The following is a 25,360-nucleotide window of genomic DNA, read 5'->3' on the forward strand; positions in this document are numbered from 1 at the left end:
CTCAGCGATCCGCGTCGAGCAGCTCGGCGTCGTCGACCCCGATGGTCACCTGATTGGAATCGACGGAGACGAAACCGCCGTGGACGGTCCGCTCGGCGACCGAGCCGTCCTCGGAGATGATCCGCACCGGCCCGTCTCCGAGCACGGCGAGGGTCGGCTGCATCCGCGGCAGGATACCCATCGAGCCGTCCGCGGCCGGCACGACGACCTGCGCCGCCTGCCCGGTCCAGACGGTCCGGTCGCTGGTGACGAAGGTGACCTCGAGGGTGCTCACGCCCCCAGCTCCTTCTGGATGCGGTGATGGTTCTCCATCACCATGTCGATCCCGCCGACGTTGAAGAACGCCTGCTCGGTGATGTGGTCGAACTCGCCGTCGCAGATGCCCTTGAAGCCCTCGATGGTGTCGCGCAGCGGGACGTCCGAGCCGTCGACGCCGGTGAACTGCTTGGCGAGGTGGGTGTTCTGCGAGAGGAACTGCTGGATGCGACGCGCGCGGGCGACCGTGACCTTGTCCTCCTCGGAGAGCTCGTCGACGCCGAGCATCGCGATGATGTCCTGCAGCTCCTTGTTGCGCTGCAGGATCTGCTTCACGCGCACCGCGGTGTCGTAGTGCTCCTGACCCACGTACTGCGGGTCCAGGATCCGCGAGGTCGAGGTCAGCGGATCGATCGCCGGGTACAGACCGCGCGAGGCGATCTCACGGGAGAGCTCCGTGGTGGCGTCGAGGTGGGCGAAGGTGGTCGCCGGCGCCGGGTCGGTGTAGTCGTCGGCCGGGACGTAGATCGCCTGCATCGAGGTGATCGAGTGGCCGCGGGTGGAGGTGATCCGCTCCTGGAGCACGCCCATCTCGTCCGCCAGGTTGGGCTGGTAGCCCACGGCGGAGGGCATGCGGCCCAGCAGCGTGGAGACCTCCTGGCCCGCCTGGGTGAAGCGGAAGATGTTGTCGATGAACAGCAGCACGTCCTGGCCCTGCACGTCGCGGAAGTACTCCGCCATCGTCAGCGCCGACAGCGCCACACGCAGGCGGGTGCCCGGCGGCTCGTCCATCTGACCGAAGACCAGCGCGGTCTTCTCGATGACGCCGGACTCGGTCATCTCCTCGATGAGGTCCCAGCCCTCACGGGTGCGCTCGCCGACCCCTGCGAACACCGACACGCCGTCGTGGTTGTTGGCCACGCGGTAGATCATCTCCTGGATGAGCACCGTCTTGCCGACGCCGGCGCCGCCGAACAGACCGATCTTGCCGCCCTGCACGTACGGGGTCAGCAGGTCGATCGACTTGATGCCGGTCTCGAACATCTGGGTCTTGGACTCCAGCTGGTCGAAGTTCGGCGCCTTGCGATGGATGGGCCAGCGCTCGGAGACCTCGAGGGTCTCGCCCTCGGGGAGGTTCAGCGCATTGCCGACGGTGTCGAAGACGGTGCCGAGGGTGGCGTCGCCGACGGGCACCGAGATCGGGGCGCCGGTGTCGGTCACGTCCTGGCCGCGGATCAGCCCGTCGGTCGGCTTCAGCGCGATCGCGCGGACCATCCCGTCACCGAGGTGCTGGGCGGTCTCGAGGGTGAGGACCGTCGTGCCGAGTCCTCCACTCATCTCGACCGTCGCGGTCAGGGCGTTGTACATCGCCGGGATGTTCCCGGGCGGGAACTCGATGTCGACGACGGCGCCGGTCACGCGCGCAATACGGCCGGTCGCGGTAGCAGGGGCGGGAGCTGTGGTGGTCATGTGCGTTCTCTCCAAGGGGTCGGGCCGGCGCGGCGAAGCGCGGGGCGAGGTCTCAGCGTTCGGTGCGGCCGGATCCGGACAGGGCGCCGGCACCGCCGACGATCTCCGAGATCTCCTGCGTGATCTCCGCCTGTCGGGCGGCGTTCGCCAGGCGGGTGAACTTGTCGATCTGGGTCTGGGCGTTGTCGGTCGCGGTCTTCATGGCGCGCTGGGTGGCGGCGTGCTCCGAGGCCATCGACTGCATGAGCAGGTTGACGATCCGGGACTCGACGTACCGGGGGATCAGCTCCTCCAGCACCGCGGCCGGGTCCGGGGTGAACTCGTACAGCGGGAACGCCGACGCGTCCACGCCCTCGGAGTCCATCAGCTCCATCGGCACCAGGCGGCTCGCCCGGGCCTCCTGCCGGAACCGGGTGAGGAAACGGGTCCCGACGAGGTAGAGCTCGTCGAGGTGGACCTCCGGGTCCTCGCTGAGCAGGTCCGCCGAGAGGCTGTGGCCGATCTCCTGGCCGAGGGCGCCGAGCTGGGACTCGTGGTACGGAGCCCAGGCCCGGTGTGGCGGGCGGTTGCGGAAGCTGAAGTAGGTCTCGCCCTTGCGGCCGACGACGTACAGCACCGGCGTCTTGCCCTCCTCCCGCAGCGTGTTGGCCAGCTCCTCGGCCGTGCGGATCGCATTGTGCGAATAGGAACCGGTCATGCCGCGGTCCGCGGTGATCAGCAGGATCCCCGCCCGCCCGGACTGTGCACGGTCCTGCTGCAGGAAGGGGTGCTCCGCATCCTGCGTGTGGGTGGCGACCGAGCCGATCGCCTGCGTGATCGCCTCGGCGTACGGCGTCGTGGCGAGCACGCGCGCGTGCGCCTTGGAGATGCGCGAGGCCGCCACCATCTCCTTGGCCTTGAAGATCTTCTTCATGCCCTGGGCGGAACCGATCCGCTGCTTGTAGATCCTCTGCTGTGCTCCCATGTCTCTCCTCGTACGTGGCGTGAAACCGGCGTCCGCCGTGCCCGCCCGCGGGGTGCGGGCACGGTGTTCGGATCAGCCGCGAACGATGGTCTCCTGGTCGATCTCCTCGTCCTCCAGGCTCTCGGCGACGTCGTTGATGGCCGTCTTGCCCTTACCGGCGAGGAAGTCCTTCTTGACCTCGTCGAGGATCGCGCTCAGCTCCTCCTCGGTGGCCGACTCGAACTTGCCCGAGGTGCGGATCGCCTCGAGCACACCGCCGTTGTGGCGCAGGTGCTCCAGGAGGTGCTCCTCGAAGTCGCGCACGTCCTCGACCTCGATGTCGTCGAACTTGCCCTTCGTGCCGCCCCAGATCGAGACGACCTCCTCCTCCATCGGGAAGGGAGAGGACTGGCCCTGCTTGAGCAGCTCCATCAGACGGGCGCCGCGGTTGAGCTGCTGCTTGGACGCGGAGTCCAGGTCGGAGGCGAACATCGCGAAGGCCTCGAGGTCGCGGTACTGCGCGAGGTCGATCTTCAGCGTGCCCGAGACGGACTTCATGGCCTTCGTCTGCGCCGAGCCGCCCACGCGGGAGACCGAGACGCCGACGTCGACCGCGGGACGCTGGTTCGCGTTGAACAGGTCCGACTGCAGGAAGCACTGGCCATCGGTGATCGAGATGACGTTGGTCGGGATGTAGGCCGAGACGTCGTTGGCCTTGGTCTCGATGATCGGCAGGCCGGTCATCGAACCGCCGCCCATCTCGTCCGAGAGCTTCGCGCAGCGCTCGAGCAGGCGGGAGTGCAGGTAGAAGACGTCACCGGGGTAGGCCTCGCGGCCCGGCGGGCGGCGCAGCAGCAGCGACACCGCGCGGTACGCCTCGGCCTGCTTGGACAGGTCGTCGAAGACGATCAGGACGTGCTTGCCCTCGTACATCCAGTGCTGGCCGATGGCCGAGCCCGCGTAGGGCGCGATGTACTTGAAGCCGGCGGGGTCCGAGGCCGGGGCGGCGACGATGGTGGTGTACTCGAGCGCGCCCTCGGCCTCGAGGGTCGAGCGCACCGAGGCGATGGTCGACCCCTTCTGGCCGACCGCCACGTAGATGCAGCGCACCTGCTTGCTCGGGTCGCCGCTGGCCCAGTTGGCCTTCTGGTTCAAGATGGTGTCGAGCGCGAGGGTGGTCTTGCCGGTCTGGCGGTCACCGATGATCAGCTGGCGCTGGCCGCGGCCGATCGGGGTCATCGCGTCGATGGCCTTGATGCCGGTCTGCAGCGGCTCCTTGACGCTCTTGCGCTGCATGACGCTGGGGGCCTGGAGCTCGAGAGCGCGGCGGTCGACGGTCTCGATCGCCCCGAGGCCGTCGATGGCGGCGCCGGTGGGATCGACCACGCGGCCCAGGTAGCCGTCGCCGACCGGGACGGAGAGCACCTCGCCGGTGCGGCGGACCTCCTGGCCCTCCTCGATGCCCCCGAACTCGCCGAGAACCACGACGCCGATCTCGCGCAGTTCGAGGTTCAGCGCCAGGCCCAGCTCGCCGCCCTCGAAGCGGACCAGCTCGTTGGCCATAACGTTGGGCAGGCCCTCGACGCGGGCGATGCCGTCGGCCGACTCGGTGACGCGGCCGATCTCCTCGCGGTCGGTGGTCTCTGCCTGGTAGGTGGACACGGCGGTGTCCAGGGCGTGCCGGATGTCCTCCGGGCGGATCGTGAGCTCAGCCATCGCGGTGCTTCGCTTCCTCTCGTGGTCCCGTCGCTGCGGGCGGTGATGTGTGGTGCTGGGGGCGGGTGCCGCGGCCGGGGCCGTCAGGACACCAGGTGGTCGCGGGCCTTCGCCAGGCGCGCGAGGACGGTTGCGTCGTAGAGGTCGTCCCCGACGTGGATCTTCAAGCCGCCCACGACATCCGGGTCGACCTCGAGGGCCATCTGGACCTCGCGGCCGTAGATGCCCGCGAGCACGGCGCCGAGGCGGGACTGCTGCGCCTCGTCGAGCGGCCGGGAGCTCTCGACGACCGCCAGGAGCCGACGGCGCTGCTCCGAGGCGAACTCCGCGAACTCGCGCACGCGGCGCGCGGGCTTGGCGTCCGTGCGACGCGAGACCGCTCGGACCGCGAGCGTGGAGGTGAGGGCGTGGGCCCGACCTCCGAGCAGGGAGCGGACCACGGTGCCGCGGGAGGCGGGATCCTGGCGCGCATCGTCGAACCTCGAGGACAGCTCGGGGCTGTCGTCGATCAGGCGGGAGAACTGGAACAGCTCCTCCTCGACCTGCGCGAGGGACCCCCCGCGCTCCGACTGCTCCAGCAGGGCGAGCACACCCAGCTGTTCGAGCGCATCGAGGATGTCCTCCTGCTCGGACCACCGGCGGCGCACGACCTCGAGGGCCAGGCCGAGGGCGGCGTCGCCGACCTTGCCGGTCAGCAGCGTCCGGACGGCCGTCTCCTTCATCTCGGCGTCACGACCGGAGTCGCTGAGCAGGCGCACGAGCTGATTGCTGGAGTCGATCGCGTCCGCGATCGCGAACAGTTCGTCCGCGGTCGCTTCCAGCGGGAGCCCCTCCGTGGAGAAGACGGAGCGGGCCTGCTGGGCGACCTCGGCGAACGAGGTGGAGGAAGTTCCTCGCATCACTGGTCCTTATCGGGTGGCGGTCTGGCTCGACTCGAGGTCGTCCAGGAACCGGTCGATCACACGGCGGGAGCGCTCGTCGTCGGTGAGGGACTCGCCGACGATCTTGGAAGCCAGGTCGCTGGCGAGCGAACCGACCTCGTGGTGCAGCTGGGCGGACGCCGTCTGGCGCTCTGCGGACAGCTGCTGGCGACCGGCCACGAGGACGCGCTCGGACTCGGACTCGGCACGGGCCCTGGCCTCCTCGACGATGCGGGCACCGTCCTGGCGGGCCTTCTCGCGGATGCCGGCGGCCTCCTGGCGGGCGGCGGCGAGCTCCTGCTCCTGGGTGGCGCGGAGGTCGTCGGCCTGCTGCTGGACCTCCTCGGCCTTCTTCAGGCCCCCCTCGATCTTCTCGGAGCGCTCCTCCAGCACGGCGTTCAGCCGCGGCAGGACGAACCTCATGAAGACGACGGCGAAGATGACGAGGAAGATCAGCGTCCAGACGATCTCCGACGTCTCAGGCAGCAGGAGTTTGTAGCCTGGGACTTCTGCTTCGGCGTTGAGCATCAGGGGTGCCTCAGGCCGTTCCGCCGAAGATGAGGCCGGTGACGATGGCGAGCAGCGTCAGGATCTCGGTGAAGGCGATGCCGATGAACATGGTCGACTGCAGGGCGCCGCGCAGCTCGGGCTGGCGAGCGGTGGCCTCGGCGGTCTTGCCGACGATGATGCCGATGCCGATGCCCGGACCGATCGCGGCGAGGCCGTAGCCGATCGACGCGACGTTGCCGTTGAGTTCAGAGAGGATCATCGGGTCCACGGGGTGTTTCCTTTCGTTGTGCCGACCGGGCGGACGGCAGACAGGGTCTTGCGGGAGGTGTGGTGCGGGGCTCAGTGCTCGTCGGAGGTGGCCATCTGGATGTAGGCCGCGGCGAGCATCGTGAAGATGAAGGCCTGCAGGCCGGCGACGAAGATCTCGAAGCCGTAGATGCCGATGGCGAGCGCTCCGGAGAAGGGCGAGACCGCGATCAGCCAGGTGCCGGACAGCAGGAGCCCCTGGGTGATGCCGATGAAGACGACCATCATGATGTGGCCGGCCACCATGTTGGCCAGGAGTCGGATGGTCAGCGAGGCCCAGCGGATCAGGACGACCTGCAAGAACTCGATCGGGACCAGCAGGATGTAGATGGGCTTGGGGACCCCGGGGGGCATGGTCTCGTGCTTGATGTAGCCGAGGAAGCCGTGCTTCTTCACGCCGAAGATGACGTACACCGCGAAGGTCCACAGGGCCGCCAGCAGCGGGAGCCCGATGACGGAGGTGCCGGCGAGGTTGAGGCCGGGGACCACTCCCGCGAGATTCATCGTGAGGATGAGGAAGAACAAGGTGACCAGGAAGGGGGCGAAGCGCCGGCCCTCGCGGATGCCGAGGGTGTTCTGGATGATCGTGGTGTGCACGAACTCGATGATCATCTCGACGATGCTCTGCGCCTTGCCGGGCACGAGCTTGGCGCGGGAGGCGATCACGCACATCACGATCAGCACGACGGCGAGGACGACGAGACGGACCAGCTGGACGCGGTTGAACTCGAACGGCGTGCCGGCGAACAGGATCGGGGGCGGGAAGAACTCCGCCAGCGTCGGGATGTGGAAGAGCGATTCGCCCTCGGCGTGCAGCGTGGGGCTGAGGTCTGCGGTGTTCAGCTCGATCTCCCGTGGTCGTGTGGCCGAGCGCAGCAGCGCCGACCGTAGCCGTCAACTCGATCGCGACCATTGCCGGGGCGGCCACCGTGCGTACGGCGATGGACGACGCCAGGGCGTTCCGGGTGGTCGATCAGTGGTCGTATCCCCTGCGGTATTGCACCGTGATCAGCGGTCGAGCACCTGGGAAAGCATAACAGAGAGTCATGATCCCGACGGGTGCTCCGAGGGGTCCTCAGGGGGCTCCACCTCGAGGGGCTGACGGGACCGCGCCAGCAGCACGGCCTCCACCAACACGGCCGAGACCGCGCCCACCAGCAATGCGAGGCCGATCCATCGGGTCGACACCGCCTCCAGGTCCCGCACCGCGATCAGGACGAGGATCACAATGAGCATCTTGACGGCCCAGCTGCCCAGCACCGTCGCCGCCATCGACACCGGGCTCAGGTGCTTGCCGGCGAAGGCGACGGCGACCGTCGGCAGCACGATCACGAGGGTGAGACCACCGCCGATCAGCGCGCCGCCGAGCGCCGGGGGCTCCCCGATCAGCGCCGCGAGCACGATCACGAGGACGTCGAGCACGATCCCGACGCCGAGGGCCATCAGCGTGGCCCGCTGCATCGCTCGGTCGCCGACGGGGCGGCGCCGCGGCCGCTCCGGGCTCTGCGGGGCGGCACGTTCAGGTCGAGGGGACATCGGAGTCCTTCCGATGGCGACCGGGGCGCCATCTCAGCGGGTCGAAGGTCAGCAGGAGGGCGAACAGGAGCCCGCACACCCAGAAGATCACGACGGCGCGGGTGCTCACCATGATCGGCAGCAGCAGCCCCACGGAGACCACGACGGTCCAGGTGTACATGATCAGCACCGCGGTGCGCTTGGAATGGCCCAGTCGGAGCAGGCGGTGGTGGAGATGGGCCTTGTCGGCGTGGAAGGGCGACTTGCCCGAGCCGATCCGCCGCACCACGGCGAGTGCGAAGTCGAGGAAGGGGATCACCATCACGCCGATGGGCAGCAGGATCGGCAGGAACTGGCCGAAGATGTCCGCGCCCGAGAGGCGGGCGGGGTCGACCTGGCCGGTGACCGCGATGGTGGAGGCGGCGAGCAGCAGACCCAGCAGCATCGACCCGGAATCGCCCATGAAGATCCGGGCGCGCGTCATGTTGTGCGGCAGGAACCCCACGCACGCACCGATCAGCACCGCTGTCAGCAGGGCGGCCAGAGAGGAGTAGTCGGTCGTGGAGACGGTGCGGGTGAGCATGTAGGCGTACAGGAAGAAGGCGGACCCGCCGATGGCCATCACCCCGGCGGCGAGCCCGTCGAGCCCGTCGACGAAGTTCACGGCGTTCATGCTGACGACCACCACCAGCACGGTGAGGATCAGCGCGGAGCGCTCCGAGAGGATCGTGACGCCGCCGATCGGCAGCGAGACCAGGCTGACCCCTTGCCACGCGAGCAGCATGGCGGCCAGCACCTGCCCGGCGAGCTTGGCCCACCAGTCCAGATCCCACTTGTCGTCGGCCGCCCCGAGCAGGCACACCAGCGCTGCGGCCACGAGGATCGCCCAGGGCTGGCGGGTGTCGCGGAAGAGCCCCTCGAGGAACGGCACGTTGCTCGCGATCAGCATCGCCACGACCACCCCGGCGAGCATGGCCAGACCGCCCAGGCGCGGGGTCACCGCATCGTGCACGTCGCGCTCCCGCACGGCGGTCATCGCTCCGGCGCGCCGGGCCAGCAAGCGCACCGCGGGAGTGATCAGGTACGTCACGGCCGCGGCGACCAGGAGGATGAAGAGATAGATCCTCACCCGGCGGTGCTCCCCCGTCCGGGCTCGTCCTCCTCCGTGGACGGAGCGGGGTCAGGGGTGACGTCCTCGGTGGGGGTGGTGGAGAGCTCGACGAGATCCGGCTCGGACGGGAGGTCCAGCACGCCGGGGTGCGCCTCAGGAGCATCCGCGGCCGATGCGGTGGGGTCGGTCCTCGCCGCGCCGTCCCCGTGAGCGGCGTCGGGGGCGGCTGCCGGGGTCCCGCCGAGCACCTCCGTGGTGTCCTCGGACGTCCCCGCGGTGTCGCCGGACGGTGCGATGGTCCCGCCCTCGGGTGTGGTGCCCTCGTCGGGCTCCCCCGCATCCTGGACGGCCCCGGCATCCCCCTCGGGCCGCGCTCCGTCGACCTCGGGCTCCTCGGCTCCGTCGGACGTCGCGTCCCCGCCGGTCCCCCCGGCGTCCTTCGTCTCCTCGTGCTCCTCGGGCTCCGGGGCGGTGAAGATGTCGCCGACGACCGCGACGATGTCCTCCGCGCTCAGCGAACCTTCGCGGACGATCTCCGCGGGCTCGACGGTGGTGTCGATGATGGTGGAGCTGGTGCCGAGGCGGGCGGTGCCGCCGTCGAGGTATTCCTCGACCGCGTCGCCGAGCTGGGTGGCGGCGTCGAGCACCGTCAGCGCGGCGGACTTCCCGTGCCGGTTCGCGCTGGAGACGGCGAGGGGCCCTGTGCGGCGCAGCAGGTCCAGGGCGATCTCGTCATCGGGCATGCGCAGAGCGACGGTGCCGCGGGTCTCCCCCAGGTCCCAGGTCAGGGACGGCTGGGCGTTCAGGATCAGGGTCAGCGGACCGGGCCAGAACTCCTCGGCGAGACGCTCGACGTACTCGGGGACGTCCAGAGCGAGCGCGAGCAGCACGGCGTGGTCGCCGATCAGCACGGGCGGCGGGACGTCGCGGCCGCGCCCCTTGGCCTCGAGCAGGTCCGCGACCGCGTCCGACGTGAAGGCGTCGGCCCCGATTCCGTAGACGGTGTCGGTCGGCAGCACGATGAGCTTGCCGTCGCGGACGGCCTGCGTCGCCGCCGTGAGGGCGGCCTCGCGGGATTCGGGGTTCTGGGTGTCGTGGACGCTCACCGGGTCAGTCTCTCACTTCCAGGGGTCGGGTCCCCGGCGGCGCGACGGGCCACCAGGAAGCGGTCACGGCCGGTCAGATCACCGGCGGTGCGCACAGTGTCGAATCCACCTGCGCGGGTGGCGGCGTCCTGGGCCGCAGGGCCCTGGACGTCGGCGTGCTCCATGATCAGCACGCCCCCGGGCCGCAGCAGGCGGGCGGCCCAGTCGATCACGGCGCGCGGCACCTCGAGCCCGTCCTCGCCACCGCCGAACAGGGCGTGATGGGGGTCGTGCTCGAGCACCTCGGCGTCCCGGGGCACGGCCTCGGGCGGGATGTAGGGCGGGTTGGACAGGATCGCGTCGACCGGGGCCGTCGCGGCGAGCTCGGCCAGCTCGGGGCTGCCGGGATCGCCGGTGAGGTCGGCGCGCAGGACGCGGCCTCGGCCGGGACCGGCCGCCTCGAGGTTCTCCGCGGCGAGTTCCGCGGCGCGAGGATCGATCTCGACGGCGAGCACCCGGGCCGTGGGGATCTCGTCGAGGGCGGAGGCAGCGAGGGCGCCGCCGCCCGTGCACAGGTCCACGAGGTTCTCCAGCGGACCCGAGGCATGTGCCTGCATCAGATCCACGGCCAGTTCGGTCTCCGGCCGAGGGATGAACACGCCCTCGCGCACCCGCAGCATCAGGCGGCGGAAGGGCGCACGGCCGAGGATGAGCTGGAGGGGTTCGCGGCGCTCACGACGCGCAGTGAGCTGCTCGAGCTGCGCCGCGAAGCCCGCCGGGAGGTCATCGAGCAGGACCAGCGGGCGTTCGGTGCCGGCGGCCTCGGCGATCAGCGCCCTGGCATCGACGCTGGGCGAGGCCACGCCGGCTCGGCCGAGACGCTGGGTCGTCTCGGCGAGGGCCTCCCGCAGGGCCACGCGGGTCGCGGCGCCGCTCACGGGGTGTCCTCCGAGACGGCCTGCTGGGCCTCTGCCAGGCGGGCGGCCCGCTCGGCGTCCCGGGCGGAGGCGATGAGGCCCTCGAGGTCCCCGGCCAGGACCTGGGAGAGGTTTCCGGCCTTGTAGCCGGTGCGGTGGTCCGCCACACGGGATTCGGGGAAGTTGTAGGTGCGGATGCGCTCGCTGCGGTCGACCGTGCGCACCTGCGAGCGGCGGGTCGCGGAGGAGGCCTGCTCCTGTTCGAGGCGCCGGGCGTCCAGCAGGCGCGTGCGCAGGATCCGCAGGGCCTGCTCCCGGTTCTGCAGCTGGCTCTTCTGGTCCTGACAGGAGACGACGACCCCGGTGGGAAGATGGGTGATGCGCACCGCGGAGTCGGTGGTGTTCACGCTCTGGCCGCCTGGGCCGCTGGAGCGGAACACGTCGATGCGCAGGTTCGCGGGGGCCATCGCCTCGGCCAGCAGCTCACCCTCGTCGGCCTCATCGGCCTCGGGCAGCACGAGGACGCCGACGGCGGAGGTGTGGATGCGGCCCGCGGACTCGGTGACCGGCACCCGCTGGACGCGGTGCACCCCGGCCTCGTGCTTGAGATGGGCGTAGACGCCGTCGGCCGGGGCCGCGGAGGGGCTGCCGCTGATGGCGACGGTGACGTCCTTGAGGCCGCCCAGCTCGGTCTCGGCGGAGGTGAGCACCTCGACCCGCCATCCCCTGTGCTCCGCGTAGGAGCGGTACATGCGCAGCATCTCGTCGGCGAACAGGGCGGACTCCTCACCGCCGGCGCCGGCCTTGATCTCGAGGATCACATCACGGGCGTCGTCGGGATCGCGCGGGGCCAGGAGGTCCTCGAGATGGTGATGCTCGGCCTCCCAGCGCTCGGAGAGCAGCTCGGCCTCGGCGGCGAGCTCCGCGTCCCCCTCCCCCAGCTCGGCGAGCTCGCGGGCGGTCTCGAGATCGGCGCGGGTGGCCTCGACCCGCGCTGCGGCGGCGAGCACGGTGTCGAGCTCGGCGTACCGCCGACCGACGCGGCGGGCCCGCGCGGGGTCGTCATGGAGCGCGGGATCGGCCATCGAGTCCTGCAGACGGGCATGCTCGCGCCGCAGCGGTGCGAGACGATCCTCGCCGCGTGCTTCCATCCCGGTCCTCCGCTCGACTCCGGCCCCGCACGAGACGACGCCGGTGCACGCCCTGGGGCGCGCACCGGCGTCGGAGCCTGGGTCGATCGGGCCAGGGCCTCGCGACCCGATCACCAGCTCTGGACGGTCAGGCTCAGGCCTTGTCCGTTCTTCCTGGTCTCCTACCGCTCGTGCTCCCTACCCCGGGAGCACGTCGATCAGGCCTTCTTCTTGCCGTAGCGGGCCTCGAAGCGGGCCACGCGACCGCCGGTGTCGAGGATCTTCTGCTTGCCGGTGTAGAACGGGTGGCACGCGGAGCAGACCTCGGCGCGGATGACGCCGTCGCCCTTCGTGCTGCGAGTGGTGAACGAGTTGCCACAGGTGCAGGACACCTGGGTCTCGACGTACTGGGGGTGGATCTCAGCCTTCATGTCTCTCCTTCTCGGGGTCGCTGGGTCGGCGCCCGGCGAGCGCCGTGAACCAGAACCGACGTCATAGTCTGCCACGTCCGGCCCCGCCCCGCGAGATCTCGGCGGACGTCGTGCGCACCGTCACCCCGCTCAGGTCGAGGCGCGCACCTCGAGCTCGTAGTGCACCACGCGATGCGCCGAGGGTCCGGTGAGGGGGACGGAGCCGTCCAGCATCCCGGCCACCATCTCCACGGTCTGCCGGGCGACCTCCTCGATGTCGATGCTGAGCGTGGTCAACTCCGGGGTGACCAGGGAGCCGATCTCCAGACCGTCGACACCGACCAGGCGCACCTGCTCGGGCACGGCGACGTCCAGGGCGCGCAGCATCCGCAGCAGCCGCACGGCGAGCTCGTCGTTGAAGGCCACCAGCGCATCGGCGCCGGTGGCGAGAACGCTCTCGAGCGCGGCGCGGTGCCCCTCGTGCACATCCACCTGCTGGATGGGCACCTCGCCGTCGGCCGTGAGCGGGGCGAGCGCCGCGGTCAGGGCCCGGGCCCGCGAGCTGGGAACGGCACCGACCAGATCCACGACGGCGGGCCGGGTGACGCCGACGGCGCGCAGGTGGGCGGTGAGGTCCGCGATCGCCGTCGAGGTGGACAGCTCCACGATCCCGATCTTCTCGCCCGAGCTCGGGAGATCTCCCAGTTGGACCACCGGCATCCCGGCCCCGCCCCGGATGCCCCCGGTCAGTACGTCATATCCGACGAGCGCATCGACCCGGCGCGCGAGCTCCTCGGTGACCCGATCGGGACGCGGAGCATTGTCCGCCTCGGCGAGCACCACGTTCCAGCCGTAGGGCGCACAGGCACGCACCACGGCCGCCCCGAGCTCCGCGAAGTACGAGTTGGACAGGTCCATGACGACCAGGCCGAGGGTGATCGGCCCCTGCTCGACGAGTCCGCGCCCGAAACGGGAGGGGCGGTAGTTCAGCTCCTCGACCGCGGCCAGCACGGCCTCTCGGGTGGAGGCGCTGATGCCCGACATGTCGTTCAGCGCGCGGGAGACCGTCTGCCGGGAGACTCCGGCGCGCTCGGCGACGTCGATGATCGTCGGCCGCCGCCCGGGCACGCTCATCGCGTCTCGCTGCGCAGGTCGAGCCAGGCCAGATCGCTCTCGGTGAGGTCGACGCCCAGCCCCAGGGTGGACGAGCGCATCTCGGCGATGCTGCGGGGGCCGAACAGGGCGAAGGTCGGGAACTTCTGGGCCAGGACGAAGGCCAGGGCGATCGCCGTGGCGGGGACCCCGCGCTCCGCTCCCAGGGTGCGGGCGCGTTCGAGCCGCTCGAAGTTCTCCTCGCTGTAGTAGCAGCGCACGAGCTCCGCATCCGAGCGGTCTTCGGGGTGCGCACGGCCGGTGAAGAAGCCGCGGGCCTGCGAGGACCAGGGAAGCAGCGCGATGCCGCGTTCCTCGAGCCAGGCCTTGGACTCGGGATCGGTGGCGTGGACGCAGCCGGCCCAGGGCACGTCCAGCGCTTCGGCCAGGCCGAAGTGGTTGGACAGGATGGTGAAGCCCGTGCGGCCGTTCGCGCGGGCGTAGGCGTTGGCCTCGTCCACGCGCTGGGGCGTCCAGTTCGAACCGCCGTAGGCGCGGATCCGACCGGCGCGCAGATGCTCGTCCATGACGTCGACGAACTCGCCGACCGGGATCTCGGGGTTGTCGCGGTGCATCATGTACAGGTCCGCGTAGTCGGTCCCCTGCCGCTCGAGGGACTCCTCGAGCTGACGGGTGATCGACTCGGGGTCGCAGTGGGGGGTGTGCGCGCCCTTGGTGATCACGACGACGTCCTCGCGCACTCCGCGATTGCGCACCCACTGCCCGAACAGCTTCTCGGTGTACCCGCCGCCGTAGATGTATGCGGTGTCGAAGGTGGTGCCGCCGATCTCGTAGAAGGCGTCGAACATGGCCGAGGCATGAGCCAGGTTCATCTGGTTGTCGCAGCCCATCACCAGGCGCGAGACCTTCTTGTCCAGGCCCGCGAGGGTCCCGTACGCCATGGCCGGGCCGGACTGCACGCTGCCGGCGGCGAGCGGGCGACCGGTGAGGGTGGGGATGCCGGCGTCATCGCGCTCGAAGGGGAACCTCAGGCCGATCTGCTCGCGCCAGAGGTCCAGGGCGCGGGCCTGCCCGAGCGAGTTCTCACCGGTCAGCTCTGGGACGACCCCGCTTCCGCGGGCGGCGCGAGCGAGGGCGTCGGCCTCCAGGGCGTAGGGCGAGGCGGCGGGGATCTCGATCCGCTGCGGCCGCTCGCCGACCACGTCGAGCTCGATGAGCTGCTCGTCGGACAGGCCCCAGGGGTCGGACAGACGGATCACGCCGCGCGATCCGGTGATCGTGGCGCTCTGGGGATCCGCCAGACGCACGCCGGTGCGCAGGGTCGCGGTGATGTTCCCGGGCAGGTCGAGCTCGGCGCTCGCCCATTCGTCGACGCCGGTCTCCCCGATCGTCCCGCTGCCGTGCAGGGAGGTCGGCTCCGCGAAGGCCTCACCCCGAGCTGCCCCGGCGACGAAGCGTGCGAAGGACATCGGGTAGCAGCCGACGTCGAGGATCCCGCCCCCGGCGGTGGCGGGGTCGAACAGGCGCCCCTCGCGAGACCCGGTGTCGAAGGCGAAGGAGGCGTCGACATGGGTGACCTCGCCGATCGCTCCCTCGGCGACCAGGTCGAGCACGGTCACGGTCTGCGGGTGGAAGCGGTACATGTAGGCCTCGAGCAGCACGCTCCCGCTGCGGGCGGCGAGGTCCGTCAGCGCCATCGTGGTGCCGGCGTTCGGCGTCAGCGGCTTCTCGCACAGCACGTGCTTGCCGGCCTCGAGAGCGGCCGCGGCCAACCGCGCGTGGCCGGTGTGGACGGTGGAGACGTAGACCGCGTCGACCTCGTCCGAGGCGAGGACCTCCTTGTAGGAGCCCAGCAGCGCCGGCTGTGCGAGGGGGAACTGATCGGCGAAGGCCCGCGCCCGTTCGGCCGAGGAGCTGCCGACGGCGACGAGGACGCCGTGCTGGGAGTCCGGCAGCTGGGTGGCGAAGCGGCGCGCGATGGAGCCGGGGCCGAGGACTGCCCAGCGGAACGGGGAGGCGGTGGTGCTCATGGAGACGACGTCCTTCGAGATCGTGCGAGTCAGGGCCGTGAACGTTCACGGGGGCACCACGGTATCCCGATCGGCCGCACCCCACAAGCGCCTCGCCGAGCAATCCGGCTCGACGTCCATGGAGGGTGGCCATTGGCGTCACACGGTCCCGCTGTTATGATCTGCGTCACCCGTGAACGTTCACGAACGCTATCACCACTCGACGAGGAGGGTGCGAATGAGCATCGAGGTTCTCCACCGATCGACACGACCTGCTCCACCGCGAGCACGTCCGTCACGCCGGTCCCTGATGGCCATCGCCGGAGCGCTGCCCCTGGCCCTCGCCGGATGCGGCGCCGACCCCACCATCTCCGAGGACCCGGAGGAGCTGGTCATGTGGTACTGGAATCGTTCGGCGGCGCCCCAGCTCCTCGAGCGGGCGAACCAGCAGATCCCCGGGACCGACAAGCACCTTCGAGCAGACGTCATCGGCACGAGCTTCGACACGAAGCTACGCACCTCCCTGGCAGGCAACGCCTACATACCCGACATCACCTACATCAACTCCAACAACGCCCTCTACTTCACCAACGAGGACCTCTTCCTGGATCTCTCCGAGCTCGGCGCGGACAGCGTGAGATCTGATTACTACCCGTGGAAATGGGATCTCGGTATGACGCCGAAGGGTCGATTCTGCTTCTTCCCGGTGGACATAGGGCCGACCGGCTTCTTCTACCGCCACGACATCTTCGAACAGGCCGGGCTGCCGAGCTCCCCCGAGGACGTGGCCACCGCGACCAGCACCTGGGAGGACTGGATCGCGCTCGGCGCGGAGCTCAAGAGCTCCGCCGAATCCTTCCTGGTCAATGACGCCGACAACATCTACACCGCCGTGCTGGACTCCAGCCCCGAGCGCTACTTCGACGAGAACGACGTCCCGCTCTACCTCCGGCCCGACAGCACCGTGCGCCACGCCTGGAACCTCGCGGTCGCGGCGATCGAGCAGGGGATCACCGCGCGCATCCCTGCGGACCGGGAGACCGACCGCAATGCCGCGTGGTCCAGCGGCCTCACCGCCGGGAACATCGGAGCGGCCTGGTGGACCCAGATCCTCGAGGAATCCGCGCCGGAGACCGCGGGCAGCTGGCGGATCGCCGCGCAGCCGGTGCGCGCCGGCAACAACGGCGGCTCCTTCATCGCCCTGCCGCACACCTGCAAGGACCCCGAGGCCGCGATGAGGTTCACCACCTGGATCTCCTCCGCGAAGAACCAGGCCGTCGCGTACGAGGACGTGCAGCTGTTCCCCTCCACACCCGGTTCCTTCGAGCTGCTCACCTACGAGGGGGACTTCTACGGGGGGCAGGACCCCCTGGAGTTCTTCTCCACAGCGGCCGAGACCGTGCCCACGTCCTTCATCAGCACCTTGGAGACCTATATCTCCGGCGCCTTCTCCCGCGAGCTCACCAACGTTGAGACCGGCGGCAAGGATCCCGAGCTCGCCTGGCGCGACGCTCTCACCCAGGCCGAGAAGGTCCTGGCCAAACGAGGAGCCGACCAATGAGCACCAGCGCCCCGCCCCGCCCGGCCACGCGGGCTCCCTCGGCGCCGGAGGCGAGACGTCGCCGCCGACGGCGCGAGACGTTCCCGCTGTACCTGGCCATCTCCCCGTTCTACGTGCTGTTCGCGATCTTCGGCCTGTTCCCCATCGTGTTCTCGATCGTGCTGTCGTTCACCGACTGGGACGGGATGGGGGAGATGTCCTTCGTGGGGCTGGCCCAGTACCAGTACCTGCTCACGGACAGCCGCTTCTGGAACGCGGTCGGGAACACCTTCATCATCTGGTTCCTCTCGACCGTCCCGATGCTCTTCTTGGCTCTGGTCATCGCGTTCCTGCTGCACCAGAACATCCGCTTCACCGGCTTCTATCGCGTGGCGTTCTTCCTGCCCAACGTCACCTCCATGGTCGCGATGGCGATCGTCTTCGGCTCCGTCTTCTCCGACACCTTCGGGCTGATCAACTCGGCGCTGACCGCGCTGGGGCTCGACACGGTCCCCTGGCTCTCGAGCAGCTGGGGCATCAAGGTCACCATCGCCGTGATGGTGATCTGGCGCTTCACCGGGTACAACGCGATCATCTACCTCGCCGGTCTGCAGTCGATCCCCACCGACCTGTACGACGCCGCGAAGGTGGACGGCGCCAACATCGTCCAGGTGTTCTTCCGGATCACGGTGCCGATGCTTCGGCCCATCATCCTGTTCACCGTCATCATGTCGACCATCGGCGGCCTGAGCCTGTTCACCGAACCACAGGTGCTGCTCGGCGACAGCGGCGGAGTCGGCGAAGCCGGGATGACGATCGTGCTCTACCAGTACAACCAGGCCTTCACCGAGTTCGACTTCGGGTACGGGTCGGCGATCGCCTGGGCGCTGTTCCTCATCGCGGCGGTCTTCGCGGTCATCAACTGGCGTCTGGTCTCCGGGCGCAGCGAGCGCACCCCGCGTCGACGCACCGCGGCCAAGGAGGCCCGCCGATGAGCACCCTCACCCCTGTCCCCCGCACCACCGCCGACGATCCCGCCGTCCGGGGCGACCGACGCCACGTCGCCCGCGGCCGGGTAGCACGGCTGGTCACCCATCTGTGCGTCATCGTGGGCGTGCTGCTGTCGGTCTTCCCGTTCTACTGGCTCGTCGTGATGTCGACCTCGACCACGGCGGAGATCTTCGGTTACCCGCCCAAGCTCACCATCGGTGACAACTTCGTCGAGAACGTCCGTCATGTGATCCAGAGCGTCGATCTGATGCAATCACTGCTGAACACGATCATCGTCTCCACCGCCTGCGCAGTGTTGGTGATGTTCTTCGACTCGCTGGCGGCCTTCGCGTTCGCAAAATTCGACTTCCCCGGTAAGAAGGGGCTGTTCATCCTGTTGATCGCCACGATGCTGGTCCCCGGGAGCCTCTCCCTGGTGCCGAGCTTCATCCTGATGTCCGCCCTGGGCTGGGTCGGGACGCTGCAAGCGCTGATCGTCCCCGGCGCGGCCAATGCCTTCGGCATCTTCCTGCTGCGGCAGATGGCGGCGGGCTCGATCCCCGACGAGCTGATCGACTCCGCGCGGATCGACGGCGCCGGTTTCTTCACCACCTACTGGCGGGTGGGCGTGCCCCTGCTGCGCGGTGGGCTCGCCTTCCTCGGCATCTTCACGTTTATCACCGCATGGAACGACTACATCTGGCCGCTGATCGTCCTGGTCGATCCCGAGCGCCAGACCCTCCAGACCGCGCTGCAGAACCTCAACTCGATCTACCTGACCGACTACGGGATGGTGATGGCCGGAGCCCTGATCAGCGTGGTGCCGCTGATCGGCGTCTTCATCATCGGTGCTCGGCACTTCATCTCCAACATCGCCGCGGGGGCGATCAAGGGATGAGCGCTCGGCACCGGTGCCGAGCTGGTCCGGCTCCTGATCACCTACGGCTCGACGTCCCCGGCCGACGTGCCGAGATCGCTCGCTCCCGCTGTGCGGCGCTGCTGCTGGACGCGGAAGGTGCTCGGGGCGACACCGACGCGGCGCACGAACAGCCTCGTGAAGTAGGACGGGTCATCGAATCCGACGTCCGTGGCGATGCGGCTGATCGACAGATCAGTTCGTGCGAGCAGATGCTGAGCGCGCGAGAGCCGGACGGACAGGACGAGTTCGTGCGGGGTGAGCCCGGTCGATCGCCGCACGTGGGTCCTCAGCTGGGCGAGCGTGAGTCCGGCACGGGCCGCTCGTTCAGGGACCGTGAGGTTCTCCGTCGCGCTGGCACTCACGGCGTCCATCACGGTCTGGTCCTCAGCGACGGGGGCCGTCGCGCCGACGACGACACCGATGAGCCGGTGGACCAGACAGGCTGCCATGAGCTGTCCGCGTCGTCCCGCGGTGGAGGTCGCCTCGTGCAGCGCGTCGAAGATCGGGTCCACCTCGAGCGGTGAGTCCTGGGAGAGGTGCTGGACGCCACCTCGCGCCCGCGGCAGATGCGACCGATACGCCCGCGTGCCGATGCCGTCGAACAGGACCCAGTGCTCGGTCCATCCGTCGCGACCAGGGCCGTATTCATGCCACTGACCGGCGGTCAGCCAGATCCAGGCGGGTGCCGAGACCTCACGCGCTCCATACGCATCGACGTACCTCCCGGACCCCGAGGTGATCAGGACCAGCGCATGCTGCGACAGTCCTCGGCGTCTGACGGCGGGCAGCTGCCCCGACTGCTCTCCGGCACCCACGCAGCACAGCCCGGAGTCACGCAGGGCATGCGCCGGCGGCACATAATGCGCCCATTCCGGTGGTCTGGTCGCAGACATGCCATGCACGATAATCCTAACGATCAGCTCCGGGAAGTCCGAGCGATCCGCCGACGACGGCCGAGAGACTGGGCCCATGGTGACCTCGAACGGGTACGTTCTCGATGAGACCTCTCGACGGCTGGGCGGTCTCGAGCCCGTGCCGGATGCCCAGCGCCGCGACCGTGACGCCCTGTGGGAGCGCCTTCGACGGGACGGCTACCTCTTCCTCCCCCGGCAGCTCTCCCCGGACCACGTGCTCGCCTTCCGCCGTTATTACTTCGCCCAGATGTCCAGCACCGGTCTGGTCCGCCCCGGCTCCGATCCCGTCGAGGGCCTCCAGGGCGCGGGGGACGTCGACCGCGCGATGCTGCGACATCAGTTGTTCTCGCAGATCGTCCCCTCGGACGAATATCGGAGATTCTGCGCCCAGCCCGAGATCCGGGGGTTCTTCTCCTGGCTGCTCGGCGACGAGGTGCACCTCCACCGCCGGAAGATCATCCGACACACCCGCCCGGGGGAGTTCGGGATCGGCACCGCCACCCAGGCGCACTACGATCTCGTCTACCTCCGCGAAGGAACGGATCGCGTGCTGTCGATCTGGATCCCGCTCGGCGACTGCCCGATCTCGCGAGGTGGACTGGCATACCTCGAAGGAAGCCACCACCAGGTGCTCGCCGATGAAGCACGAGACCGCCTCCCCCGCCCCGCACGCTCCATCACCGCGGATCTCCCGGGCCTCGCCGACGACCACGATGCCCGATGGCTCATCACCGACTACCGCGCCGGCGACGTCGTCGTGCACTCGGCACACATCGTCCATGCCGCCTTGGACAACGTCGACCCGAACGGCGTCATGCGCCTGTCGACAGATATCCGTTACCAGCGCAGCACCGATCCCATCGACTGGCGCTGGCAGGACCATTGGACGGACTCGGACGGCCTCTGAGCTGATCTGACGTGGCGAGCCCCGGAGTCCACGGCGGCCCCGGAAGGACATGGTGATCGAGAGGTCGGACCGGAGGTCCCGAGCACCTCGAGGCAGGACGTCGCCACCGACGCAGCGGGACCGGGTGAAGGACCGGATTCCCCGACCCCGCGTCGTGGTTCGACGTCGCGGACCCGCTGGGGCGCTCCCACCGCGGTGGGAGCGCCCCATGCCGGTTCCGGGACGCCCGCGTCAGTCGCTGCTGCGACCGCCCACGCTCGGGGCGTTCTTCAGGACCGTCATCAGGAACTCGGAGTTCGACTGGCTCTTCTTGGTGCGCTCCAGCAGGAGCTCGAGCGCCTGCTGCTGCTCGAGCGAGCCGAGCACACGACGGAGCTTCCACATGATCGCCAGCTCGTCCTTGCCCATGAGCTCCTCCTCGCGGCGGGTGCTCGAGGCGTTGACGTCCACGGCCGGGAAGATGCGCTTCTCCGCGAGGCTGCGCGCCAGCCGCAGCTCCATGTTGCCGGTGCCCTTGAACTCCTCGAAGATGACCTCGTCCATCTTCGAGCCGGTCTCGACCAGGGCGGAGGCGAGGATGGTCAGCGAGCCGCCGTGCTCGATGTTCCGGGCGGCGCCGAAGAACCGCTTGGGCGGGTACAGCGCCGAGGCGTCCACACCACCGGAGAGGATGCGGCCGGAGGCCGGTGCGGCGAGGTTGTAGGCGCGCGAGAGGCGGGTCAGGGAGTCCAGCAGCACGACCACGTCGCGCCCCATCTCCACCAGGCGCTTGGCGCGCTCGATCGCGAGCTCGGCGACGATCGTGTGATCGGAGGCCGGGCGGTCGAAGGTCGAGGCGATGACCTCGCCCTTGACCGTGCGCTGCATGTCGGTGACCTCTTCGGGACGCTCATCGACCAGCACCACCATGAGGTGGACCTCGGGGTTGTTCGTGGTGATCGCATTGGCGATCTGCTGCATGATGATCGTCTTGCCGGCCTTCGGGGGCGAGACGATCAGTCCGCGCTGGCCCTTGCCGATCGGGGAGACGAGGTCGATCACCCGGGGGGCGACGGCGTTCGGAGCGGTCTCCAGGCGCAGGCGCTCGTCGGGGTACAGCGGGGTGAGCTTGCCGAAGTCGACGCGCGAGCGGGCCCGATCCACGGGCAGGCCGTTGACGGAGTCGACCTGCACCAGTGCGGCGTACTTGCCCTGGTTGCCTCCGCCACCCTTGCCGCGGCGGTTGCGACCGCCGCCGTGGTGCTGCGGCTGCTCGACGCGATGCTCCTCGCCCTCGCGGGGCGCCTTGACCTGACCGGTGATGGCGTCGCCCTTGCGTAGGCCGTGGCGCTTGACCTGGTTCATGGTCACGAAGACGTCGCTGGCGCCGGGCAGGTAACCGGTGGTGCGGACATACGCGCTGTTGTCACGGATGTCCAGGATGCCGGCGATCGCCATCAGCTCGTCGCCCTCGCGCAGCTCGGAATCGTCCTGCTGGTCGCTCCGATTGCCTTGGTTGCCACCCTGGTTGCCGCCCTGGTTGCCGCCCTGATTGCCCCCCTGGTCGTTCTGGCCGCCGCGTCCACGGCGCTTGCGGTCGCGGGACCGGTTGCGGTTGCGATTGCGGCCCCGACGGTCGTCGTCGCGGTCGCCCGAGCGGTCGTTGTCGTCGTCGTTCTCGCCCGAACGGTCGGGCAGTTCGATGTCCTCCAGGCGGCGGCGCTGGTTGCCACCCCGCTGGCTGCCGCCCCGCTGGTTGCCGCCCTGCTGATCGCCGCGGCGGTCGTTGCGGTCGTCGTCCTGGCGATCGGAATCGTCGCGGCGGGAATCCTCCTGGCGCGAGTCGTCCCGGCCGGAATCGTCCCGACGGGAGTCATCTCGTCGGAGATCGTCACGATTCGACTCTCCGCGGGCGTTCCGCGCGCGATTCTGGTCCTCACGGCGACCGCCGCTGCGGTCGGGCAGCTCGAGGCCGAGCTCCGGGGCGTTGTCCCCGCCCTGGTCACGGCTGCCTTGGTCACGGCTGCCCTGGTCACGGCGCGAGCGGGAGCGTCCCCCGGGGGAGCTCCCCTCGGCATCGGACCGCAGGGCGGAATCCGCGGTCGCCGACGTCGGCGCGGACTGCGCCGGGTCCTGCTGCGGAGCGGGGTCGACAGCCGGGGCGCTGCTCAAGGTCGGGGACGTGTTCTGCTGCGTCGAGCCGGAGGACGCCGGGGCGCTGCTCTGCCTCGGGGCTGTGTTCTTCTGCGCGGCGCCGGACGCGGCCGCCGACGGCGTCCCGCCCCCGCGGATCGCCTCGATCAGCTCGCCCTTGCGCAGACGACGGGCGCCCTTGATGCCGAGCCCGGCCGCAATGGCCTGCAGCTCGGGGAGCTTCTTGGCCGCGAGATCCGCGCCGGAGGTGGTGTCGTTCACCCGGGTTCCTTCCTGTCGAACCGGTCCGAGCCGGTTCTGTTCTGGTCTGGGTGCCGCTGCCGGGCAAGGGGACAGGGTCCGGGTGCAGCAACGGCTCATCCGAGCAGAGGTGTCGTCACGGTGCAGGGCACCGGTGGTCGACCTGCTGGTGTGCTTCGGGGTGCGTCGGCGTCGCTGCACGGGCCTGCTCGGCACGGCGTGCGCGGAGCGCAGGGTCATGCGAGACGCTGATCAGGGAGATGCATCGGGACACGGAGCGCTGCACACACGAACTGCCGCAGTGCTCGCCATCGGACGATGCCGCCTGGACGCGCTCTCAACCTACCACAGGGGCACTGCTGGTCTCTCGCAGCGGCACCTGCGCGATCCGCCACGTCGCGGGATCGGCGACCACGCGACGCACCAGGGGCGCGATCTCGGCTCGCCGACCGGCCAGCACGAGCACCGAGGGACCGGCCCCCGAGATCACCGCGGGGTGGCCCTCCTGGCGCAGCACCCGCAGCAGCTCCACGCTCTGCGGCATGCCCGCGGCACGCTGCTCCTGATGCAGGCGGTCCTCGGTCGCCTCCATCAACAGCTCGGGGTCCGAGGCCAGCGCATGCACGAGCAGCGCGGCACGGGACGCGTTGAACACGGCATCCGCGTGCGGGACCTCGTCGGGCAGCAGGTCTCGCGCGCGCTCCGTGGACAGGGTGGTCGCCGGCAGCAGCACCAGCGGGTCGAGCGACGCCGGGGCGTGGGAGAGCGGAACGGCATGCGCCTGGCCCGCGCTCATCCAGGACAGCGCGACGCCGCCCAGCAGCGCGGGGGCCGCATTGTCGGGATGGCCCTCGAACTCGCAGGCCAACTGCAGCACATCGGCGTCGTCGAGCGCCCCCGGTTCGGAGAGCAGCCCCCGGGCCAGCAGCAGGCCGGCGACGGTCGCGGCAGCGCTGGAGCCGAGCCCGCGGCCGTGCGGGATCCGGTTCACCGCGCGCAGGCGCACCCCGACCTGCGGCGCCCCGGCGTGGTCGAGGCCTCGGCGCAGGGCTCGCACCACCAGGTGCTCCTCCCCCGTCGGGACCGACGCGGCGCCTTCGCCCTCGGCGCGCACCTCGATGCCGCCGGTGGTGGCCTCGAGCTCCAGGTCGTCGCACAGTTCGAGGGCGAGTCCGAGCGTGTCGTAGCCGGGGCCGAGGTTCGCCGAGGTCGCCGGGACGCGCACGGAGACTCGCGTGTGCTGGATCCTCACAGGCCGATGGCCTCTGCGGCCGCGGCGATGTCGACCGGGATCACCGTGGGGGTGAGATCGCGCTGGGACAGGGCGGTGTCGATGTCCTTGAGGCCGTTCCCGGTGACGGTGATCGCGATCGTGGCCCCGGCCGGGACCTCGCCGCGCTCGGACTGCTGGAGCAGCCCGGCCACCCCGGCGGCCGAGGCGGGCTCGACGAAGATCCCGACCTCGGCGGCCAGCAGCTGCTGTGCGTCGAGGATCTGCTGATCGGTGACCGCGTCGATGAGCCCGCCGGAGCCGTCGCGGGCCTCGACGGCGAGGCTCCAGGACGCCGGCGCGCCGATCCGGATCGCGGTCGCGACGGTCTCGGGGTCGCTGATCGGGTGACCGGCCACGAAGGGGGCCGCACCGGACGCCTGGAAGCCCCACATGGCCGGCAGGGAATCGGTGATGCCGGCCTCGTGGTACTCGCGATAGCCCATCCAGTAGGCGGAGATGTTCCCGGCGTTGCCCACGGGCAGGACGTGGATGTCCGGGGCCCTGCCCAGGGCATCGCTCACCTCGAAGGCGGCGGTCTTCTGCCCTTCCAGGCGGTAGGGGTTCAGGGAGTTGACCAGCTCGACGGGATGTTCCGCGTCGAGCTTGCGCGCGATCTCGAGGCAGTCGTCGAAGTTGCCTTCGACCTGGATCAGCTGGGCGCCGTGCACGACGGCCTGGGCCAGCTTCCCGGCGGCGATCTTGCCCTGCGGCAGCAGCACCGCGCAGGTGATCCCGGCGGCGGTCGCATAGGCGGCGGCCGAGGCGCTGGTGTTGCCGGTGGAGGCGCAGACCACCGCGGTGGCCCCGTCGCCGACAGCTCTCGACATGGCCGAGACCATGCCGCGGTCCTTGAAGGAGCCGGTCGGGTTCTGGCCCTCGACCTTGACGTGCACGTCGGCTCCGACGCGCCGGGACAGGGCCGGGGCGGGGACCAACGGCGTCCCGCCCTCCCCCAGGCTGAGCAGCGTGTCGTTCTCGGCGAAGGGCAGGTGCTCGCGGTACTCGGCGAGGATGCCGCGCCACGGGTGTGCCAT

The 25,360-nt window shown here is 69.9% G+C and carries 24 protein-coding genes; 4 read left to right on the forward strand and 20 right to left on the reverse strand.

The genetic code is table 11. From position 1 onward, the window contains the following. Position 1: 1 nt before the first annotated feature. The 16 genes from BH708_RS05620 to BH708_RS05695 form a co-directional block, all read right to left on the reverse strand. The gene (locus BH708_RS05620; RefSeq protein ID WP_076807272.1) at positions 2-274 is read right to left on the reverse strand and encodes a F0F1 ATP synthase subunit epsilon; all 273 of its coding nucleotides are present in this window, start codon (positions 272-274) and stop codon (positions 2-4) included. Continuing rightward, positions 271-1,725, reverse strand: a complete 1,455-nt coding sequence (atpD, locus tag BH708_RS05625; protein ID WP_076807273.1) for a F0F1 ATP synthase subunit beta — start codon at positions 1,723-1,725, stop codon at positions 271-273. Before atpD ends, BH708_RS05620 begins: the two co-directional genes overlap by 4 nt. Positions 1,726-1,777: 52 nt before the next feature. Further along, a complete protein-coding gene (locus BH708_RS05630) occupies positions 1,778-2,689 on the reverse strand; it encodes a F0F1 ATP synthase subunit gamma (protein ID WP_076807275.1) in 912 nt (303 codons plus the stop codon). Positions 2,690-2,761: 72 nt separating this feature from the next. Then, entirely contained in the window at positions 2,762-4,384 is a 1,623-nt protein-coding gene (atpA, locus tag BH708_RS05635) for a F0F1 ATP synthase subunit alpha (protein WP_076807277.1), read from the reverse strand. Positions 4,385-4,467: 83 nt separating this feature from the next. Beyond that, entirely contained in the window at positions 4,468-5,283 is an 816-nt protein-coding gene (locus BH708_RS05640; RefSeq protein WP_076807279.1) for a F0F1 ATP synthase subunit delta, read from the reverse strand. Positions 5,284-5,292: 9 nt separating this feature from the next. Further along, positions 5,293-5,832 carry a F0F1 ATP synthase subunit B gene (locus BH708_RS05645; protein WP_076807281.1) on the reverse strand — a complete coding sequence of 180 codons (540 nt, stop codon included), beginning with the start codon at positions 5,830-5,832 and terminating at the stop codon, positions 5,293-5,295. Positions 5,833-5,842: 10 nt separating this feature from the next. Beyond that, the gene (gene atpE, locus BH708_RS05650; RefSeq protein ID WP_076807282.1) at positions 5,843-6,082 is read right to left on the reverse strand and encodes an ATP synthase F0 subunit C; all 240 of its coding nucleotides are present in this window, start codon (positions 6,080-6,082) and stop codon (positions 5,843-5,845) included. Positions 6,083-6,153: 71 nt separating this feature from the next. After that, positions 6,154-6,936 (reverse strand): F0F1 ATP synthase subunit A, encoded by a 783-nt coding sequence (gene atpB, locus BH708_RS05655; RefSeq protein ID WP_371330007.1) that lies wholly within the window; start codon positions 6,934-6,936, stop codon positions 6,154-6,156. 228 nt (positions 6,937-7,164) lie between these two features. Next, positions 7,165-7,656, reverse strand: coding sequence for a hypothetical protein (locus BH708_RS05660; RefSeq protein ID WP_076807285.1), 492 nt, complete (start codon positions 7,654-7,656; stop codon positions 7,165-7,167). Then, a complete protein-coding gene (locus BH708_RS05665) occupies positions 7,640-8,764 on the reverse strand; it encodes a glycosyltransferase family 4 protein (protein WP_076807287.1) in 1,125 nt (374 codons plus the stop codon). The genes BH708_RS05660 and BH708_RS05665 overlap by 17 nt, the downstream gene beginning before the upstream one ends. Then, complete coding sequence (locus BH708_RS05670) at positions 8,761-9,852, reverse strand: L-threonylcarbamoyladenylate synthase (RefSeq protein WP_076807289.1); 1,092 nt, start codon at positions 9,850-9,852, stop codon at positions 8,761-8,763. The genes BH708_RS05665 and BH708_RS05670 overlap by 4 nt, the downstream gene beginning before the upstream one ends. Then, entirely contained in the window at positions 9,849-10,769 is a 921-nt protein-coding gene (prmC, locus tag BH708_RS05675) for a peptide chain release factor N(5)-glutamine methyltransferase (RefSeq protein WP_076807291.1), read from the reverse strand. The genes BH708_RS05670 and prmC overlap by 4 nt, the downstream gene beginning before the upstream one ends. Next, positions 10,766-11,899, reverse strand: coding sequence for a peptide chain release factor 1 (prfA, locus tag BH708_RS05680; RefSeq protein ID WP_076807292.1), 1,134 nt, complete (start codon positions 11,897-11,899; stop codon positions 10,766-10,768). Before prfA ends, prmC begins: the two co-directional genes overlap by 4 nt. Positions 11,900-12,096: 197 nt before the next feature. After that, positions 12,097-12,309: a 50S ribosomal protein L31 gene (gene rpmE / locus BH708_RS05685; RefSeq protein ID WP_076807294.1), complete on the reverse strand. Its 213-nt coding sequence runs from the start codon at positions 12,307-12,309 to the stop codon at positions 12,097-12,099. Positions 12,310-12,438: 129 nt separating this feature from the next. After that, positions 12,439-13,422: a LacI family DNA-binding transcriptional regulator gene (locus BH708_RS05690; RefSeq protein WP_076807296.1), complete on the reverse strand. Its 984-nt coding sequence runs from the start codon at positions 13,420-13,422 to the stop codon at positions 12,439-12,441. After that, positions 13,419-15,431 carry an aldo/keto reductase gene (locus BH708_RS05695; RefSeq protein ID WP_076807298.1) on the reverse strand — a complete coding sequence of 671 codons (2,013 nt, stop codon included), beginning with the start codon at positions 15,429-15,431 and terminating at the stop codon, positions 13,419-13,421. Before BH708_RS05695 ends, BH708_RS05690 begins: the two co-directional genes overlap by 4 nt. Positions 15,432-15,720: 289 nt before the next feature. On the opposite strand from BH708_RS05695, the gene BH708_RS05700 reads away from it, so the two are divergent. From BH708_RS05700 to BH708_RS05710, 3 genes are read left to right on the forward strand one after another with little or no spacing between them, the layout of a single operon-like run. Continuing rightward, entirely contained in the window at positions 15,721-16,971 is a 1,251-nt protein-coding gene (locus BH708_RS05700) for an ABC transporter substrate-binding protein (protein ID WP_076807300.1), read from the forward strand. Beyond that, positions 16,968-17,945, forward strand: coding sequence for a carbohydrate ABC transporter permease (locus tag BH708_RS05705; protein ID WP_076807302.1), 978 nt, complete (start codon positions 16,968-16,970; stop codon positions 17,943-17,945). The genes BH708_RS05700 and BH708_RS05705 overlap by 4 nt, the downstream gene beginning before the upstream one ends. Continuing rightward, on the forward strand, positions 17,942-18,838 hold the full coding sequence (locus BH708_RS05710) for a carbohydrate ABC transporter permease (protein ID WP_083713315.1): 897 nt from the start codon (positions 17,942-17,944) through the stop codon (positions 18,836-18,838). Before BH708_RS05705 ends, BH708_RS05710 begins: the two co-directional genes overlap by 4 nt. 41 nt (positions 18,839-18,879) lie before the next feature. On the opposite strand, the gene BH708_RS05715 is transcribed toward BH708_RS05710, so the two are convergent. Beyond that, positions 18,880-19,752, reverse strand: coding sequence for an AraC family transcriptional regulator (locus BH708_RS05715; protein WP_172805744.1), 873 nt, complete (start codon positions 19,750-19,752; stop codon positions 18,880-18,882). A 76-nt stretch (positions 19,753-19,828) separates the two neighbouring features. Between BH708_RS05715 and BH708_RS05720 the strand changes: the two genes are divergently transcribed. After that, positions 19,829-20,680 (forward strand): phytanoyl-CoA dioxygenase family protein, encoded by an 852-nt coding sequence (locus tag BH708_RS05720; protein WP_076807306.1) that lies wholly within the window; start codon positions 19,829-19,831, stop codon positions 20,678-20,680. Between the two features lie 231 nt (positions 20,681-20,911). On the opposite strand, the gene rho is transcribed toward BH708_RS05720, so the two are convergent. The 3 genes from rho to thrC form a co-directional block, all read right to left on the reverse strand. Further along, positions 20,912-23,074: a transcription termination factor Rho gene (gene rho / locus BH708_RS05725; protein WP_076807307.1), complete on the reverse strand. Its 2,163-nt coding sequence runs from the start codon at positions 23,072-23,074 to the stop codon at positions 20,912-20,914. A gap of 316 nt (positions 23,075-23,390) precedes the next feature. Beyond that, positions 23,391-24,305 carry a homoserine kinase gene (gene thrB, locus BH708_RS05730; protein ID WP_076807309.1) on the reverse strand — a complete coding sequence of 305 codons (915 nt, stop codon included), beginning with the start codon at positions 24,303-24,305 and terminating at the stop codon, positions 23,391-23,393. After that, positions 24,302-25,360, reverse strand: a complete 1,059-nt coding sequence (gene thrC, locus BH708_RS05735) for a threonine synthase (RefSeq protein ID WP_076807310.1) — start codon at positions 25,358-25,360, stop codon at positions 24,302-24,304. The genes thrB and thrC overlap by 4 nt, the downstream gene beginning before the upstream one ends.

The organism is Brachybacterium sp. P6-10-X1, assembly GCF_001969445.1.
GTDB lineage: Bacteria > Actinomycetota > Actinomycetes > Actinomycetales > Dermabacteraceae > Brachybacterium.

Coding starts and splice junctions, on each gene's coding strand:
- atpD (WP_076807273.1), bottom strand. CDS start 1,725: ATGACCACCACAGCTCCCGCCCCTGCTACCGCGACCGGCCGTATTGCG.
- BH708_RS05630 (WP_076807275.1), bottom strand. CDS start 2,689: ATGGGAGCACAGCAGAGGATCTACAAGCAGCGGATCGGTTCCGCCCAG.
- atpA (WP_076807277.1), bottom strand. CDS start 4,384: ATGGCTGAGCTCACGATCCGCCCGGAGGACATCCGGCACGCCCTGGAC.
- BH708_RS05640 (WP_076807279.1), bottom strand. CDS start 5,283: ATGCGAGGAACTTCCTCCACCTCGTTCGCCGAGGTCGCCCAGCAGGCC.
- BH708_RS05645 (WP_076807281.1), bottom strand. CDS start 5,832: ATGCTCAACGCCGAAGCAGAAGTCCCAGGCTACAAACTCCTGCTGCCT.
- BH708_RS05660 (WP_076807285.1), bottom strand. CDS start 7,656: ATGTCCCCTCGACCTGAACGTGCCGCCCCGCAGAGCCCGGAGCGGCCG.
- prfA (WP_076807292.1), bottom strand. CDS start 11,899: ATGGAAGCACGCGGCGAGGATCGTCTCGCACCGCTGCGGCGCGAGCAT.
- rpmE (WP_076807294.1), bottom strand. CDS start 12,309: ATGAAGGCTGAGATCCACCCCCAGTACGTCGAGACCCAGGTGTCCTGC.
- BH708_RS05690 (WP_076807296.1), bottom strand. CDS start 13,422: ATGAGCGTGCCCGGGCGGCGGCCGACGATCATCGACGTCGCCGAGCGC.
- BH708_RS05695 (WP_076807298.1), bottom strand. CDS start 15,431: ATGAGCACCACCGCCTCCCCGTTCCGCTGGGCAGTCCTCGGCCCCGGC.
- BH708_RS05700 (WP_076807300.1), top strand. CDS start 15,721: ATGGCCATCGCCGGAGCGCTGCCCCTGGCCCTCGCCGGATGCGGCGCC.
- BH708_RS05705 (WP_076807302.1), top strand. CDS start 16,968: ATGAGCACCAGCGCCCCGCCCCGCCCGGCCACGCGGGCTCCCTCGGCG.
- BH708_RS05710 (WP_083713315.1), top strand. CDS start 17,942: ATGAGCACCCTCACCCCTGTCCCCCGCACCACCGCCGACGATCCCGCC.
- BH708_RS05715 (WP_172805744.1), bottom strand. CDS start 19,752: ATGTCTGCGACCAGACCACCGGAATGGGCGCATTATGTGCCGCCGGCG.
- BH708_RS05720 (WP_076807306.1), top strand. CDS start 19,829: ATGGTGACCTCGAACGGGTACGTTCTCGATGAGACCTCTCGACGGCTG.
- thrC (WP_076807310.1), bottom strand. CDS start 25,360: ATGGCACACCCGTGGCGCGGCATCCTCGCCGAGTACCGCGAGCACCTG.